Origin of the sequence: Porphyromonas sp. COT-052 OH4946 (assembly GCF_000765965.1) — a bacterium.
GTDB lineage: Bacteria > Bacteroidota > Bacteroidia > Bacteroidales > Porphyromonadaceae > Porphyromonas > Porphyromonas gulae.
This window is the reverse complement of sequence record NZ_JQZY01000009.1, coordinates 14,721-29,582: the sequence shown is the minus strand read 5'-3', so window position 1 is coordinate 29,582 and position 14,862 is coordinate 14,721. Positions and strand designations below refer to the sequence as shown.

The following is a 14,862-nucleotide window of genomic DNA, read 5'->3' as shown; positions in this document are numbered from 1 at the left end:
TTCACGTGAAACAAAACATCGAACCGAATGATGACCCCCGACGAACTGAACATCATCCTCCCTACCCTGCCGGAAAAACCCGGTTGCTACCAGTACTTCGATGAGGACGGGAAGGTAATCTACGTAGGCAAGGCCAAAAACCTTCGCCGTAGAGTCAGTTCGTATTTTCACAAAGAGCACGCAGACAGGAAAACCCGCATACTGGTCAGACAGATCAGGAGCATCAAATACATCGTTGTGGACAGCGAAGGAGATGCCCTGCTGCTCGAAAACTCACTGATCAAGGAGTATCAACCTCGGTATAATGTCCTGCTCAAAGATGGGAAGACATACCCCAGCATAGTCATCAAACGGGAGCCTTTCCCACGTATATTCGCCACACGGGACATCAAGAAGGATGGATCCGAATACTTCGGCCCCTATCCGGGCGCACTCATTGCCAAAGGGATGCTTCGCCTTGTGAAAGAGATCTACCCGATCCGTACCTGCAAACTGGATCTCGGTGTGGAGAAGATCCGACAAGGGCGGTATCGCGTCTGCTTGCAGTACCATATCAAGAAATGCAAAGGCCCCTGCGTCGGCAATCAAACTTCGAACGAGTACGAAAGCAATGTATCGGAAATACGCGATCTGCTCCGAGGCAATTTGCACAGACTTGTACGCATGTATCGCGACAGAATGCAGGCATACAGCGAAGAGCTGCGCTTCGAAGAGGCACAGATATGCAAGGAGAGAATAGAGCTTCTTGAGCAATACGAAGCCAAGCATACGGTCGTGCCACGCAATATAGACAACGTAGATGTTTTCTCTTACGACGAAGACGAGCACACGGCCTATATCAACTACATGCACATAGAGCACGGAGGGATCAATCGTGTGTACACCTTGGAGTACCGAAAGCAGATCGAGGAATCGAAAGAAGAGCTCCTTGCTGCGGCGATAACAGAGCTGAGACAACGATTCGAAAGCAACGCTCACGAAATCGTTCTGCCGTTCGACACCGGTTGGCAAACGGGAGAGAGCATCACGACTACGATCCCCCGGCGTGGAGACAAACGGAAACTGCTGGAACTATCCGAGAAGAATGTGGCTCAGTACAAACTCGACAAACTCAAACGTGCCGAGAAGCTCAATCCCGAACAACGTGCTCTACACATCGTCCACGGGATCCAAAGGGATTTGCACTTGGACCGCCCACCCAAACATATCGAATGCTTCGACAACTCGAATATACAGGGTACGAGTCCGGTGGCGGCCTGCGTTGTTTTCAAAATGGGGAAACCGAGCAAAAAAGACTACCGAAAGTTTCACGTGAAAACAGTCGAAGGGCCGAACGACTTCGCCTCCATGAAAGAAATCATCAGCCGGCGTTACTCCCACCTCACAGAGGAGGACTTACCCCTACCCGACCTGATCGTCGTAGATGGAGGCAAAGGACAGCTTAGCGCAGCCTACGATACATTAGATAAATTGGGACTCATCGGCAAGATACCCATCATAGGATTGGCCGAACGACTGGAAGAGATCTTTTTCCCGAAGGATCCCGTTCCGCTGATTTTGGACAAGAAAAGCGAAACGCTCAAGGTCATACAGCACTTGCGCGACGAAGCGCACCGCTTCGGGATCGGGTTCCACCGCGATGTACGAAGCAAGAAACAAATCCAAAGCGAACTGGACAATATCAGAGGCATCGGCAAGAAAACGAAAGAAGATCTGCTCCGCCATTTCAAAAGCGTAAAGCGAATACGCTCGGCTGAAGTGGAAGAACTTAGTGCTCTTATCGGCCGAAACAAAGCGAAACTATTATACGAAGGACTCAGAAAGAAATAAGAAACGATGAGAGTGGTAATACAAAGAGTAACGGAGGCATCCGTCAGCATCAGAGGAGCAGTACACAGCCGTATAGGTCAGGGAGTGCTGGTTCTGGTAGGGATAGAAGACCGAGACGGAGAGAGCGACATCGAACTATTAACTTCCAAGATCTCCAACCTGCGTATCTTCGATGACAGTGACGGGGTGATGAACCTTTCCGTCAAAGACATCGATGGAGAAGCCTTGGTTGTAAGCCAGTTTACACTCATGGGATCGACCCGGAAAGGGAACAGACCCAGCTATATAAAAGCTTCCCGTCCGGAGATTGCCATCCCTCTCTACGAGAGCTTCTGCAACAGCTTGTCCGCAAAACTGGGGAAAGCCGTCGGACAAGGCGTATTCGGAGCAGATATGCAGGTAGCATTGGTGAACGATGGGCCGGTAACCATACTGATAGACACACAAAATAAGGAGTAGAGCCATGTCGGAAATCACACTAAGAGAGGCACAACAACGTGTAGATCAATGGATTAAAACGCTGGGTATCAGATATTTCAACGAGCTAACCAATATGGCTATCCTGACCGAAGAGGTGGGAGAAGTAGCACGTATCATCGCACGGCAATACGGAGAACAAAGTGAAAAGGAAAGCGACAAGTGCAAGGATTTGGCCGACGAAATGGCTGATGTTCTGTGGGTTCTGCTCTGCCTGGCCAATCAAACCGGCGTGGATCTGACCACTGCATTCCATAAGAATATCGAGAAGAAAACCGTTAGAGACAAAGAAAGACATCAACAAAATACGAAACTACACAACAATGGCAGCAAATAAATACGAAATGGCCTTCGCTCAGTTCGATCCGGCCGAGTCGGAAGAGAGTATTTCACAGAAAACCGATCAAATAATACGGGATCACTATTCGCGATTCGGCACTCCGGAAACGAAAAAATTCCTGCATGGCGTCATCGATCTGACCAGCCTGAACGCCACGGATACGGAGGAGTCCATCACAAAGTTTACCGAGAGCGTCAATGACTTCGAGGACACAGATCCTACGATTCCATCCGTAGCAGCGATCTGCGTATACCCCAACTTCGTCTCCACTGTGAGAGAAACGCTCACAGCCGAAAACGTGAAAGTGGCCAGCGTCAGCGGCTGTTTCCCCGCTTCACAGAGCTTTATCGAAGTTAAGTTGGCCGAAACGGCACTGGCCGTAAGCGATGGAGCAGATGAAATAGACATAGTACTCAATATGGGTAAGTTCCTGAGTGGGGACTACGAAGCAGCGGCCACGGAAATCGAAGAGCAAATAGCAGCTGCAAAGGGAGCTACCGTCAAAGTGATCCTGGAGACAGGTGCATTGAAAACCCCGGAGAATATCCGTCGCGCTACGATTCTCGCGCTCTTCTGCGGTGCCCATTTTGTAAAGACATCCACAGGCAAAGGCTACCCCGGAGCGAGCCTTGAAGCAGCCTATACGATGTGCAAGGTATTGAAACAATACTATGACCTTTTTGGTGAAATACGTGGTATCAAACTGTCCGGAGGTATTCGCACAAGCGAAGATGCTGTGAAATACTACTGTCTGATCGATACACTTTTGGGCAAAGAATGGCTTACGCCGGCATATTTCCGCATAGGAGCCAGCAGCTTGGTGGACGCCCTCCGACAGGATATTATGGTCTAAATCGGCATCCAAACGCAGCCTAATCGAAAAAAGCAGCTATGGCTATCATCCGTAAGAGAAAGACTCAAGAAGAAAAGGAGCGGGAAAATCCGGGTACCTGCCAGACTTTCACCGATATGTACTACCGCTATATCGAAGAAGTCGGACGCCACCGCGAGGAAAAGATCAATCCTCCGGCGCAAACGGAGTCGCCAAAATAGCCGTAGCGACACGACTCTCGAAAACGACATCCATAGAATCAAAGGAAAAGCCGAACTGCAATTTATCGGATTGCAGCTCGGCTTTTTGGAAAAAATGAGTACAAGACTTATTATTTCGCTCTTTGTACGATAAAATCAGCCAAAGCAAGCAGTGACTGCAGAGCATCCGAGTCAGGGAAAACGGCCAACTCGGCCTTTGCTTTGTCTACAAACTCAGTCATTTTTCTTTCGGCATAAGCTATGCCACCGTGCTCTATGGCAAAGGAGGTAAGAAGCTGCAAATCCTCTTCCGAGAAAGCTTTTTGGTTCAGGATGGTGAGGCAATGATCCCGCAGTGCAGTCTGTTCGTTCTTGAGAGCAAACAGTAGCGGCAGTGTAATCTTCCCTTCGCGTATATCATTGCCCGTAGGTTTGCCTACATCATTCCGATAGTAATCGAATATGTCGTCTCTAATCTGGAAAGCATAGCCGAGCAACTCCCCTACCCTCTTCACCTTTTCCACAATCTCTGCCGGAGCCTGAACGGTAATGGCACCGACCTCGGCACAGGCACTAAAGAGCATGGCCGTTTTCTGTCGGATCACCTCCATATACACGTCTTCGTCTATAATCACATTGTCAGCCGTCTCGAACTGCCTGATTTCACCCTCCGACAAGTCGCGCCCCAACTGAGATATAATCGTGATGATGCGAATATCATTCAGAGCGATGGCGCGCATCAGAGCGGAAGACAGCACGAAGTCCCCCATCAAAACGGTCACACGATTATCGAAAAAAGCATTGAGTGTCGGTACTCCCCGACGCGTAGAAGCCATATCAATGACGTCGTCGTGGATCAGCGTAGCCGTATGGATCATTTCCAGCAGGACAGCCGCTTCGAGAGTCGTCGCATTCGTTTTGCCGGCACAGACGGTAGCGACCAATCCGGTCAGGAGCGGACGGACATGTTTACCGGTAGAGCCGTTCAAGATCTTTATCGCTTTCGTCATCCATTCCGACTGGGAATGAAGCGCGTGCTCGAACGAATGATGAAAATCCTTGACGAATTCGTTGACCGGTGCCTGTATAGCTTCGAGAGTTGTCATAATGGGAGAGGTTGTTATCAATTCAAACAAAGATAGAGATTTTCTTACCCATATTCTTCAACGAATAGACCCCTTCAATATAGATATGGCCAATGGTCCTTCATGAAAAATGAGATCGACAATACTTAGGTTAGGCAGAAATTCCTGCTTATGGGCAAAAGTGCGGTAGTATGTAGGCGGGAAAAAACTTTCATCATCGGGAGCTTGCTTGGGACGAATCGAGTAGCGAAAGTCATTGTGATAGTCCTCCACGTACTCAGAAGTAAACATAATTAACGGCGATATGTCCAGCCATTCAAGGCATACGGAAAGGAGATCCAAATTAAAGTCCCAAAGGAAGGTGTATTTATGCCGGTAAAACCACTCTATTTCAGCCATATAATGGTCAAAAAACGGTGCAGACCCGTAAGAGCTGATAAGTGCATTCAGGTGCAAATGACGCCAGTTGCCATGCTCACTGATGCGAATATCTCTAATCGGTGTCTTGGGAGAGGGAGATTTTTCGACCGGTATGGTCAGCGGCTGCATACCTTCGGGTCCGGCTATGTGGCAACGATTGCGATAGCTTTGCTTCGCAAAATTTTCTGCCGTCTCCAAAAGAACACCCTCGGGATGCAATAGCTTCGTGAAGTATTGGATCGGTGGCAGGTAAGCCGTAGAGAGGACGATCGGATCGGAAGGAGAGAGAAGATTCATACGCTCTGCCACTCCCCTATTCAATTTGCGTTCATGACCACTCCCACGATACTCTCTTCGGGCACGATACCGAGATGGCGGGAATCGGGTCCGCTCGCAGGATTGTCCGCCAGAATCCAGTAGTAATTGCGGCGGAAATGGAAGAAAGCCGTTTCGGCACCGTCGCGATAGAGTTTTCCTCGGCGAAAGCTGATGTTCGAACTGCACTCCTCTTCGATCGCTCTGCGGCAGGCAAGTAAAGACAGAGGAGTCAGGCGATAAGTCCTGTCATTCCTCGGAATGATAATTTTATAAGGCTCACGAGGAAGCAAAGAGGTGGGCAACTTCAGTTTTCGACTGTTCGCGACTACCCCACCCTTCGATAGAAAGAGGCTGTCACCGGGCAATCCTATCAGCCGTGCCAGATAGAGTCGCGAGTCCGCTTTGCCATCTTGTCTGTACTTTATGACCAGAACATCTCCCCTGTCCGGCGATGCGATCCGATTGATCCATAGCAGCTTTCCGGACCGGTAGGTCGGGAGCATGGCATCGCTTCGGACACGATAGGTAGTAACAAGGAAGAGACGAATGAGGATGGCCGACAACAAAACGAGTGCCGGCAAGCCTATGAAGAAAATTCTGTTCTTATGCCGCGATTTAATCTGCATTGACCGTTCGCATCATTCTACCGAAGCGGATCTTGCCTCCGAAGAGACTCTTCTTGTCCTTGTTCAGGGACAACCAAATGAATACAGGTTTACCTACGATATGATCCTCCGGTACGAATCCCCAGTAGCGACTGTCCGCGGAGTTGTGCCGATTATCCCCCATCATGAAATAATAGTCCATCTTGAAGGTGTAGGAATCGGCCGGACGATCGTTGATGAGGACCGTGCCGTCAGCTTTCTGCACCAGCTTATTTCCTTCGAAATTGCGGATACAACGGCTATACAGGGCCAGATTCAACGGTGTCAAACGAACCGTCATACCCTTGGCCGGGATCAGGATGGGGCCGTAATTGTCGCGCGTCCATCCTGTTTCATACTCCAGCGGATACAGCGGACCGATAGGAGTAGGCTCCACTACGGCCTTGACGAAAGAAGGCTCCGCACGCAACTTGTCCAGCATCCCTCCCGTTAGTGGCAAATGATAGATGATTTGAGGCTGATTCGAAGCCGAATCAATAAGATTGGAACCGGACGAAGCCGCTAACTCTTCGCTCGAAGCCGCTCGTACATCATCATAGTTGATACCCAGTTCGTCTATCAAGTCTACGCTCATCTCTCTGCTCATCCGCACCAGATAGTTCAGCTGCATATTGCGTGGATTGCGCTGCTGCTTGCCATCTATATAGATCTGATTATCCTTGATGCTCAATTCTTGCCCCGGCATACCCACACAGCGTTTCACGTAGTGGTCGCGCCTGTCCACCGGGCGGTAAACGATCTCCCCGTAGAAGTCCGGATTGCTCCAAATCTCCTCCCGTCCTACGAGTTTCTTCCACATATAATAATCCGGATTGGGCTGCTTCACGGCCACCGTATCGCCTGCAGGGAAGTTGAACACCACCAAATCTCCCTCTTTGACGTGTCCGAAGCCTTTCAGTCGCTTGTACGGCAAGAGAGGCTTGTCCGAGAACGATTTGCCACCCGTCAGCGGCATCGTATTGTGCGTCAGCGGCACACCAAGCGGCGTCATGGGCGAACGCGGCCCGTACGAGAGCTTGCTCACGAAGAGGTAGTCGCCTATAAGCAAGGTCTTCTCCAGCGAAGAAGTCGGAATGGCGAAGTTCTGAAACAGAAAAGCGAAGATAAAGGTAACGGCTACGACACAGTAGATAATGTCTGCCACCCAGCTGCAAATGATCCGAAGCGTCTTGTTTCGGATATTCTTATACCAGCCCCATTTGATAATATGGAAGAAATAGTAATCTACGATCAAAGGCAGAAAAATCAGCCAAAACGGGCCGGCCCATATACAAAAAAGGAGGTAAAGGATGGTGATGGCAACGCCTTTTATACGACGCCATGGCGTCAAATCTTTCCAGTGGAAGGTCATATCGTTATTCTGTTGTGTTATAAGCTGATTAAATCGTTCATCGTCAGAAAGCCTTTGTGCGTGGCAGCATATTCGGCAGCCAGCACGGCACCAAGGGCGAATCCCTCTCGACCGAAAGCTTCGTGGCATATCGTCAGCCGATCCACCTCGGATGTATAGGATATGCTGTGGATACCGGGCACCTCCCCCTCTCGGATGGAAGTGATCGGCAGCTCGTTCTCCTCCGGCGTCTCCGTCAGTCGCCAAGCATCCAGCGACGGAGAATCGGCTATCAATCCTTCGGCCAGTGTAATAGCCGTTCCGCTCGGAGCGTCCAACTTATGTACATGATGGATTTCCGTCAGGTGAGGACGGTACTGATCGTGCCGGCTCATCAATCGGGCAAACATACGACTGAGCGAGAAAAAAAGATTGACCCCGATGCTGAAGTTCGAAGCCCAGAAGAGGGTCTTTCCCTCCCGTCGGCAGCGTTCTTCCAGCTCGGGCAGACGCTCTGTCCACCCCGTAGTCCCGCACACCACCGGCACGGACTTATCCATACAGCGCGAGCAATTCGCATAGGCGGCATCCGGACGGGTAAATTCGATGGCTACATCGGCCGAACGAAACGCTATCGAATCGAAACGATCTTCCTCTCCGGCATCGATCGTCAGTACCACTTCATGCCCTCGGCTGCATGCAATCCGCTCGATCACATGTCCCATCTTGCCATACCCTATCAGTACTATTTTCATAGGATTTTCTTCTTGGAAAAACGAACCGTACCCGGCCGCAAGGACCAAAGGTACACAGATTTAGCGCAAATTCATTCCCGTGATCTTGCGGTACAGATCCAGTGCGTATATATCGGTCATGCCGGATATATAGTCCAGCGTGCACTGTATCTTGCCGTAGAGGCTCTCCTCCCGTATATTGTACTGCGTACTTACCCGACTGAGCAGCGTCCGGCTATAGGCATGATCAGGGTTGGTGAGGGCCTGCATCATCTTATCTATCAGCGCGCCGAATATCTGATGTCCGGCAAGCTCCACATCCACCACATCGCGCGCCACGTAGATCTTCGAATAGGCCATACGGGCACAGGCAGCGTAGGCCTCTTTCAGCCGTGTTTCCATAGCTCCGACAAGAGTGCCGGAGAAGGTGCCGGACAATATCTCGTCTTCATGATCCAGAAAGACCCGGGTGCATGAATCGACGAGCAGACTGATCACACGCGAACGGAGGTAAGCGATCTGTTCATTGGCATCCGTGATATGATCGAGTACGCCGCGTATATGCCGGAGTTCCTCCTCGGGGCAAAAAGCCAGAAAGAGGCTTTCCGTCTCGGCATAAGTGAGGATACGGAGCTTGTACGCATCCTCTATATCCATGATTTGGTAGCAGATGTCGTCGGCTGCCTCCACCAGATAGACCAGCGGATAGCGAGCGTATTTCACCGGATGCCGGCTTCGGCATAGCATGCCGAGCTCTTCGGCGATCATAAGGAAAGTATCCTCTTCCGTGGCGAAGAATCCGAATTTGCCGGCCTTGCCTGCCATCTCGCTGCTGTATGGATATTTGACGATCGAAGCCACCGTACTGTACGTAAGGGCAAAGCCACCCTTGCGGCGGCCTTCGAACTGATGCGTCAGCAGGCGGAAAGCGTTGGCATTGCCTTCGAAGTGCAGGAAGTCTTCCCAGCGGCCACCTTCCTTGCGGACTGCATCCTCCCATACCCTACCCTTTCCTTCGCGGAAATAGGCCGAAATGGCACGCTCGCCGCTGTGACCGAAAGGAGGATTGCCCATATCGTGAGCCAGACAGGCAGCCGACACAATGGCACTGATGGCCCCCGGTTCCCATGGCAATTCGCCATACCGCGCTTTCAGTCCGCGTGTGATATTATTGCCGAGCGAGCGTCCCACACAGCTCACTTCGAGGCTGTGTGTGAGACGATTGTGTACGAATATATTGCCTGCGAGGGGGAATACCTGTGCCTTGTTTTGCAGCCGGCGAAAAGGAGAAGAAAAGACCATGCGGTCATAATCTCGTTCGAAGTCCGTTCTCTCCCATGGCTGAGCCGATTGTTTCGGTTGGTGGTAGTGCTCCATCCCCACCCTTTTGTCGGAGAGCAATCGCTCCCACTGCATCATAGTCATTGTTCCAATCTGATTCTTATCGAGTTAAAGATAGAAAGATTCGACAGAATGCCGACACTATCCGAAAAAGGAAAGATCCGTCCGCTCCCACGACCGGAAATACTTCCCACAGCTAATGTCCGGACGAGAGCCGACTACCTCCTCTCAGATCAGCAAAATGAAGGCAAGAGAGCCGACACTGATCAGTATCCACAGGAACAATCCCTGTAGCAGAGCACGAACGCCCACATTGGCAATCACTTCTTTGGTCAGCGATGCTCCGATGAAAAAGAGGGACAGGGTAAGGCCTTTTCGAGCCAAGGAAGCAACAAAACGCCCGACCTCGGGGAAATATGCCTCCAGCAGATAGGTATTCAGGATGATAGCCCCGATAAAAAAGAGGATGAACAGGGGTACGGGAAAGCGATTGGCTCCTTTCGTCTTATAGACAAAAGAGAATACCAGAGTAAGCGGTACGATCCACAAGGCCCTTGTCAGCTTGATAGTCGTAGCCACCCTGAGTGCTTCTTCTCCATAAGCCGATCCGGCACCCACCACCGAACTCGTATCGTGGATGGCGATGGCAGCCCAAGTGCCGAACTGCTGCTGATCCAGAGCAAGCCAGTGACCTATCGACGGAAAGATAAAGAGTGCAACGGCATTGAGCAGGAAGACGGTACCCAATGCTACAGACATTTCGTGCTCTTCGGCCTTCAATATGGGACCCACTGCCGCGATGGCACTACCGCCGCAGATAGCCGTTCCGGCACTGATCAGAGCGGAAGTATTGCGATTCATCTGTAGGATTTTCCGCCCGATGAACCATCCCAACAGAAGGGTGCCGAATACGGAAATTATCGTAAACATCATACCATCGCGACCGGATGCCAACGACTCGCCCAGATTCATACCGAAACCGAGTCCGACTACGGAGTACTGCAATAGCACTTTCGAACCCAATTTGTTCGCCCGTCGGTGCGTGGATCCGAAAATAAGGGCATAGGCCAAGCCCATCAACAGAGCCACAGGAGGCGTAAGCCAGGAAGTGAAAGGATGAAATCTCTCTACCAAACTGCCCAAGAGCGTAAGGATCAAGAACACTACTATGGCAGGATACACTATTCGGGAAATATGCGGTTGCGGGTTGTTCGTATTCATGAATCGGGTATTTTACGGAGTAATTCAGGCACAAAAGTAGGTATTTTGTATCGCCGCTTGGGAAAAAATTCCTCTTCTTTTTTTGACCGCTTGCCATCACCGATCGCTATGCCTTTTTAGCAGCGTTTCCTTCTCTTGGGCAAAAATATTGTATGTGAAGTGAACCGAACGGCCTTTTCGTTTTTTAATATAGAGCAGAGCACAATCCGACCTCGGCCATTCTTTCATAAAAAGCGAACCGCAATCTCAGAAATAATGGAACGAGAATTGGAAAAATCTCACGCCACAAAGTTTTCGTTTTGGTTCGAGAATTTTTCCTTTCCGGCGCCGGAAAAAAATACTTTACGCGCGACTTTTTAAGCCCTCTCAAGTAAGGTATTTTTTTTAACATTCCTGTGCCGAATTATGCATCTGACCATGGTGTAGGATCCTCATCTGTAGGTAATTTGCACCGAACGACCGATTTGTCAGTACATTATGTCTGACAAAACGCGTAATTTTGACTTCAAATGAAAGAAAGATTGAACCGAACCGTACGCTATTTTCTGCCTATACTCTTCGCAGTATATGCCGGCTTGGTCATATCTTTCACTCACGTCCATATCATCAATGGCGTGATCATCGTCCACTCCCACGTACAGTGGGGCGACAACGAAAGCGATCCGCAGGACAATCCACATTCGGATTCGGAATTGATACTGTACAATCAGCTTTCGGCCATATTTACGACTTATTTGGATACGCCGGCCTTAGACTTGGAAGAACCTGTGAGGGCTGTCGGCGTCGTCCCTTTCTTTTGCGACAATCTTATTGCCCTCATTTCGGAGCCAACTCCTTCCAATCATCTCAGGGCTCCTCCCGTAGCCTGATCCATTCTTACCTTATTTCTGACGATCCATTCATTCGGATGGTATCGCACGTGCTCACAATGAGATCCGCTGCATCGGCACACTTGTAGATCTGCCTCTCCACGGCTGATTTATCAAGGGGATTGAATATGCATTCGTAGCCGCAGTGCAAGGATTTTTCATCCTTCTTAGATACCGATCTTATCGTAGGATAGGGGGTGGGGTACAGTACTGTCAGTATTTACCGCTTACTCTTCCAACCTCAAAAACCGACCGGAAAAGATCGGAACAAGGATACCGAATAGACAATAAAAAAAGACTATATCCATATCAAGCTAATCCAATCAGAAAATAAAATGAAACAACTAAACATTATCAGCTTCATCATTGCTTTCCTATTCTTAGGAATGAGCGCATCGGCTCAGCAATCGGGTGGATCCGTTACAGGTACTGTAGTGGACAAAAGCTCAAAAGAACCTATCGCATACGTACAAGTATTCGTCAAAGGGACAACCCTCGGAACTTCCACGGATGCAAACGGAAACTACTCGATCAAGGGAATCCCTTCGGGTAATCAGACCATCGTAGCCCGACTGATGGGTTACTCCACTTGCGAAGAAAAAGTACATATCGAAAAGGGTGGTTCTCGCCACGTAGACCTCTATCTGACCGAAGAGGTTCTCTCTCTCGATGGGGTAGTGGTATCAGCCAATAGAAACGAGACTTTCCGCCGCCAAGCACCTTCGTTGGTAACGGTACTATCGCCGGAACTCTTCCTCAAAACCAACTCTACCAACCTGAGCCAAGGACTTAAGTTTCAGCCCGGTCTGCGCGTAGAGGACAACTGTCAGAACTGCGGTTTCAACCAAGTTCGTATCAACGGACTCGAAGGAGCCTATTCGCAAATTCTTATAGACAGTCATCCTATCTTCAGTTCGCTTGCCGGGGTCTACGGTTTGGAGCAGATGCCTGCCAATATGATCGAACGTGTAGAAGTCATCCGTGGTGGAGGTTCGGCTCTGTTCGGCTCCAATGCCGTAGGAGGCGTTATCAACGTAATCACGAAAGAGCCACTTCGCAATTCGGCCGAGATCAGCCATTCTACAATGACGTTCGACCACGCAAAAGGGTGGGGGAGCTTCCAAAATACGACCCAGTTCAACGGTTCTATGCTGACGGAAGATCGCAAAGCCGGTGTCATGGTATTCGGCCAACACAACTACCGTCCCGGACAGGATATAGACGGAGACAGCTTTACCGAACTACCCAACCTACGCAACCGCTCGCTCGGTTTCCGCTCATACTATAAGACCGGCCTCTACAGCAAAGCGACTCTCGAATATCACAGCATGCAGGAATACCGTCGTGGTGGCGACAGACTGGACAATCCTCCTTTCGAAGCTCAGATAGCGGAATATCTCCAGCACTATATCAATGGCGGAAGTGTCAAATTCGATCAGGGTTTCAGCGGTGGCAAGGATTTCTTCAGCCTGTATGCTTCGGCACAGGACGTTCAGCGTCGTAGCTACTACGGAGGTGGCGACTATACCGAAAATCTGCTGAACGGAGCAGTTCAGAGCGGAAGCACCGAATCAGACGAATACAACGATGCTTTCACGGCTCTTACTTCCTACGGTACCACCAAGGGATTCGACTTGCAAGGAGGAGGTATGTACCGTCATACCTTCGGAGAAAACTGGGACTTCACCGGCGGACTCGAATATATCTACGGCCAACTCGATGACAGAAGTGGCTACAGACCAAGCAAAATAGATCAGAACACCTCTACTTTCAGCCAGTACGACCAGCTCGAATATAAGACGGAGAAGTTGAGTGCCCTGATTGGAGCACGTATCGACTATGTTCTCCTCAATCAGGATGGTAAACGCTATATCGATCCGCTCTTCATTTTCAGCCCCAGAGCCAATGTACGATACAATCCCAATAAGGATCTCAGCTTCCGACTCTCATACAGCGAAGGATTCCGCGCTCCTCAGTATTTCGATGAGGATCTGCACGTAGAGTTGGCCGGCGGTACTCCTATCAGCCGTGTCCTTTCCTCCGATCTGAAAGAAGAACGTTCGCGAAGCATCAGTGCCTCTTTCGATTACTACCACAGAGCAGACGAATGGCAATTCAATATCATGGGAGAAGCCTTCGCCACCTTTATCAGCAATCAGTTCAAACCATCCGATAAGGTTGAAACCATGAGCGATGGCAAAGAATGGATCATTCGTACCATCTACAACGACAAGGATGGAGTATCCAAGGTATATGGCGTGAATCTGGAAGGAAGAATCGCCTACAACAAATCGTTCGACCTCCAGCTCGGCGGTACATGGCAGAGAAGCCGCTACGGCAGCATCTATACTGCAGTAGAAGCGGACAAAACAACGGGACAAGCCGAGATCTCTGTGAAAGACTATGTACGTACTCCGAATCTGTACGGCTATTTCGTTGCTACGGTACGTCCTACCGAGCACTTCGCCATCAATCTCTCCGGTACATTCACGGGCAAAATGGATGTAGTACACGAAGCCTATGAAGGCGATATTCCCGCAGAACACATAGCTTCGGACGGATCGTTCGACTTTGAAATGAATGGTCAGCAATTCAAAGGTTTGGCCGAAGGTCATGCCAAGCTCGTCAAGACTCCGGCCTTCGCCGATATAGACCTCAAGCTGAGCCACGACTTTCACCTTGCTTCCACTATGACCTTGGAATTGAATGCCGGAATACAGAACATATTCAACAGCTATCAGAAAGACACGGACAAGGGACCGGGTAGAGCTTCTACTTACGTATACGGTCCTATGCAGCCCAGAAGGATTTTCATCGGTACAAAGATCAATTTCTGATCCCACAACCGATAATCCGGCTACTGATCAAATAAGATTCATAGCTACTTTTCTATATCTGTGACGCGATCGGTTGCTTCACCTTTCAACAGGTGGGCAACCGATTTTCTTTTTATTATATATTCCTTTTTGAAAAGAAAAAATATATAGGAAGAAGGAGGTCGGTTGAAACTGTTGATAAGGCTTGTAACTGCTCGGTGAATAGGGTAGGGGATTAACAGATTTGGAATAGATACTGATAGCTTACTAACAGGTTATCCACTTCGTTGAATGCTGATAGCCAATGAGTTTCTATCGGAATGTGGAAAACTTTTGTTTCTACGGTCGATTCGGTCTGTTTGTTTTTGTGCCGAGCTGTGAATA

General features: G+C 49.7%; 14 protein-coding genes. 7 read left to right on the top strand and 7 right to left on the bottom strand.

What is annotated here, in order from left to right:
* Nucleotides 1-30: 30 nt before the first annotated feature.
* Genes uvrC through HQ50_RS11820 form a run of 5 tightly spaced genes read left to right on the top strand, consistent with a single transcriptional unit; the run spans nt 31 to nt 3,700 of the window.
* On the top strand, nt 31-1,830 hold the full coding sequence (uvrC, locus tag HQ50_RS02385) for an excinuclease ABC subunit UvrC (RefSeq protein ID WP_039428589.1): 1,800 nt from the start codon (nt 31-33) through the stop codon (nt 1,828-1,830).
* 6 nt (nt 1,831-1,836) lie between these two features.
* Nucleotides 1,837-2,289: a D-aminoacyl-tRNA deacylase gene (gene dtd, locus HQ50_RS02380; RefSeq protein ID WP_018964666.1), complete on the top strand. Its 453-nt coding sequence runs from the start codon at nt 1,837-1,839 to the stop codon at nt 2,287-2,289.
* 4 nt (nt 2,290-2,293) lie between these two features.
* The gene (locus tag HQ50_RS02375) at nt 2,294-2,644 is read left to right on the top strand and encodes a nucleotide pyrophosphohydrolase (RefSeq protein WP_039428114.1); all 351 of its coding nucleotides are present in this window, start codon (nt 2,294-2,296) and stop codon (nt 2,642-2,644) included.
* Nucleotides 2,631-3,500 (top strand): deoxyribose-phosphate aldolase, encoded by an 870-nt coding sequence (gene deoC / locus HQ50_RS02370; RefSeq protein WP_039421098.1) that lies wholly within the window; start codon nt 2,631-2,633, stop codon nt 3,498-3,500. Before HQ50_RS02375 ends, deoC begins: the two co-directional genes overlap by 14 nt.
* A gap of 38 nt (nt 3,501-3,538) precedes the next feature.
* Complete coding sequence (locus tag HQ50_RS11820; protein ID WP_196296391.1) at nt 3,539-3,700, top strand: hypothetical protein; 162 nt, start codon at nt 3,539-3,541, stop codon at nt 3,698-3,700.
* A 110-nt stretch (nt 3,701-3,810) separates the two neighbouring features.
* Here the strand turns inward: HQ50_RS11820 and HQ50_RS02365 are convergent, their stop codons facing one another.
* From HQ50_RS02365 to HQ50_RS02335, 7 genes are all read right to left on the bottom strand, one after another.
* Nucleotides 3,811-4,785, bottom strand: a complete 975-nt coding sequence (locus HQ50_RS02365; RefSeq protein WP_039428112.1) for a polyprenyl synthetase family protein — start codon at nt 4,783-4,785, stop codon at nt 3,811-3,813.
* Nucleotides 4,786-4,842: 57 nt separating this feature from the next.
* The gene (locus HQ50_RS02360; RefSeq protein ID WP_039428110.1) at nt 4,843-5,481 is read right to left on the bottom strand and encodes a WbqC family protein; all 639 of its coding nucleotides are present in this window, start codon (nt 5,479-5,481) and stop codon (nt 4,843-4,845) included.
* Nucleotides 5,482-5,501: 20 nt separating this feature from the next.
* Nucleotides 5,502-6,128 (bottom strand): signal peptidase I, encoded by a 627-nt coding sequence (gene lepB / locus HQ50_RS02355; RefSeq protein WP_039428108.1) that lies wholly within the window; start codon nt 6,126-6,128, stop codon nt 5,502-5,504.
* Nucleotides 6,118-7,518 carry a signal peptidase I gene (gene lepB, locus HQ50_RS02350; RefSeq protein ID WP_018964659.1) on the bottom strand — a complete coding sequence of 467 codons (1,401 nt, stop codon included), beginning with the start codon at nt 7,516-7,518 and terminating at the stop codon, nt 6,118-6,120. Before lepB (HQ50_RS02350) ends, lepB (HQ50_RS02355) begins: the two co-directional genes overlap by 11 nt.
* 17 nt (nt 7,519-7,535) lie before the next feature.
* Nucleotides 7,536-8,252 carry a 4-hydroxy-tetrahydrodipicolinate reductase gene (dapB, locus tag HQ50_RS02345; protein WP_039428107.1) on the bottom strand — a complete coding sequence of 239 codons (717 nt, stop codon included), beginning with the start codon at nt 8,250-8,252 and terminating at the stop codon, nt 7,536-7,538.
* Between the two features lie 60 nt (nt 8,253-8,312).
* Nucleotides 8,313-9,656, bottom strand: a complete 1,344-nt coding sequence (locus HQ50_RS02340; RefSeq protein WP_018964657.1) for a deoxyguanosinetriphosphate triphosphohydrolase family protein — start codon at nt 9,654-9,656, stop codon at nt 8,313-8,315.
* A gap of 144 nt (nt 9,657-9,800) precedes the next feature.
* Nucleotides 9,801-10,793, bottom strand: coding sequence for a YeiH family protein (locus tag HQ50_RS02335; RefSeq protein ID WP_039428105.1), 993 nt, complete (start codon nt 10,791-10,793; stop codon nt 9,801-9,803).
* Nucleotides 10,794-11,302: 509 nt separating this feature from the next.
* Here HQ50_RS02335 and HQ50_RS02330 point away from each other — a divergent pair.
* Complete coding sequence (locus HQ50_RS02330; RefSeq protein ID WP_018964655.1) at nt 11,303-11,662, top strand: hypothetical protein; 360 nt, start codon at nt 11,303-11,305, stop codon at nt 11,660-11,662.
* Between the two features lie 335 nt (nt 11,663-11,997).
* Nucleotides 11,998-14,499 carry a TonB-dependent receptor gene (locus HQ50_RS02325; protein ID WP_039428103.1) on the top strand — a complete coding sequence of 834 codons (2,502 nt, stop codon included), beginning with the start codon at nt 11,998-12,000 and terminating at the stop codon, nt 14,497-14,499.
* Nucleotides 14,500-14,862 lie beyond the last annotated feature (363 nt).

Excerpts from the sequence above, each read along its gene's own strand:
- uvrC (WP_039428589.1), top strand. The coding sequence starts at position 31 with ATGACCCCCGACGAACTGAACATCATCCTCCCTACCCTGCCGGAAAAA.
- dtd (WP_018964666.1), top strand. The coding sequence starts at position 1,837 with ATGAGAGTGGTAATACAAAGAGTAACGGAGGCATCCGTCAGCATCAGA.
- HQ50_RS02375 (WP_039428114.1), top strand. The coding sequence starts at position 2,294 with ATGTCGGAAATCACACTAAGAGAGGCACAACAACGTGTAGATCAATGG.
- deoC (WP_039421098.1), top strand. The coding sequence starts at position 2,631 with ATGGCAGCAAATAAATACGAAATGGCCTTCGCTCAGTTCGATCCGGCC.
- HQ50_RS11820 (WP_196296391.1), top strand. The coding sequence starts at position 3,539 with ATGGCTATCATCCGTAAGAGAAAGACTCAAGAAGAAAAGGAGCGGGAA.
- HQ50_RS02365 (WP_039428112.1), bottom strand. The coding sequence starts at position 4,785 with ATGACAACTCTCGAAGCTATACAGGCACCGGTCAACGAATTCGTCAAG.
- HQ50_RS02360 (WP_039428110.1), bottom strand. The coding sequence starts at position 5,481 with ATGAATCTTCTCTCTCCTTCCGATCCGATCGTCCTCTCTACGGCTTAC.
- lepB (WP_039428108.1), bottom strand. The coding sequence starts at position 6,128 with ATGCAGATTAAATCGCGGCATAAGAACAGAATTTTCTTCATAGGCTTG.
- lepB (WP_018964659.1), bottom strand. The coding sequence starts at position 7,518 with ATGACCTTCCACTGGAAAGATTTGACGCCATGGCGTCGTATAAAAGGC.
- dapB (WP_039428107.1), bottom strand. The coding sequence starts at position 8,252 with ATGAAAATAGTACTGATAGGGTATGGCAAGATGGGACATGTGATCGAG.
- HQ50_RS02340 (WP_018964657.1), bottom strand. The coding sequence starts at position 9,656 with ATGACTATGATGCAGTGGGAGCGATTGCTCTCCGACAAAAGGGTGGGG.
- HQ50_RS02335 (WP_039428105.1), bottom strand. The coding sequence starts at position 10,793 with ATGAATACGAACAACCCGCAACCGCATATTTCCCGAATAGTGTATCCT.
- HQ50_RS02330 (WP_018964655.1), top strand. The coding sequence starts at position 11,303 with ATGAAAGAAAGATTGAACCGAACCGTACGCTATTTTCTGCCTATACTC.
- HQ50_RS02325 (WP_039428103.1), top strand. The coding sequence starts at position 11,998 with ATGAAACAACTAAACATTATCAGCTTCATCATTGCTTTCCTATTCTTA.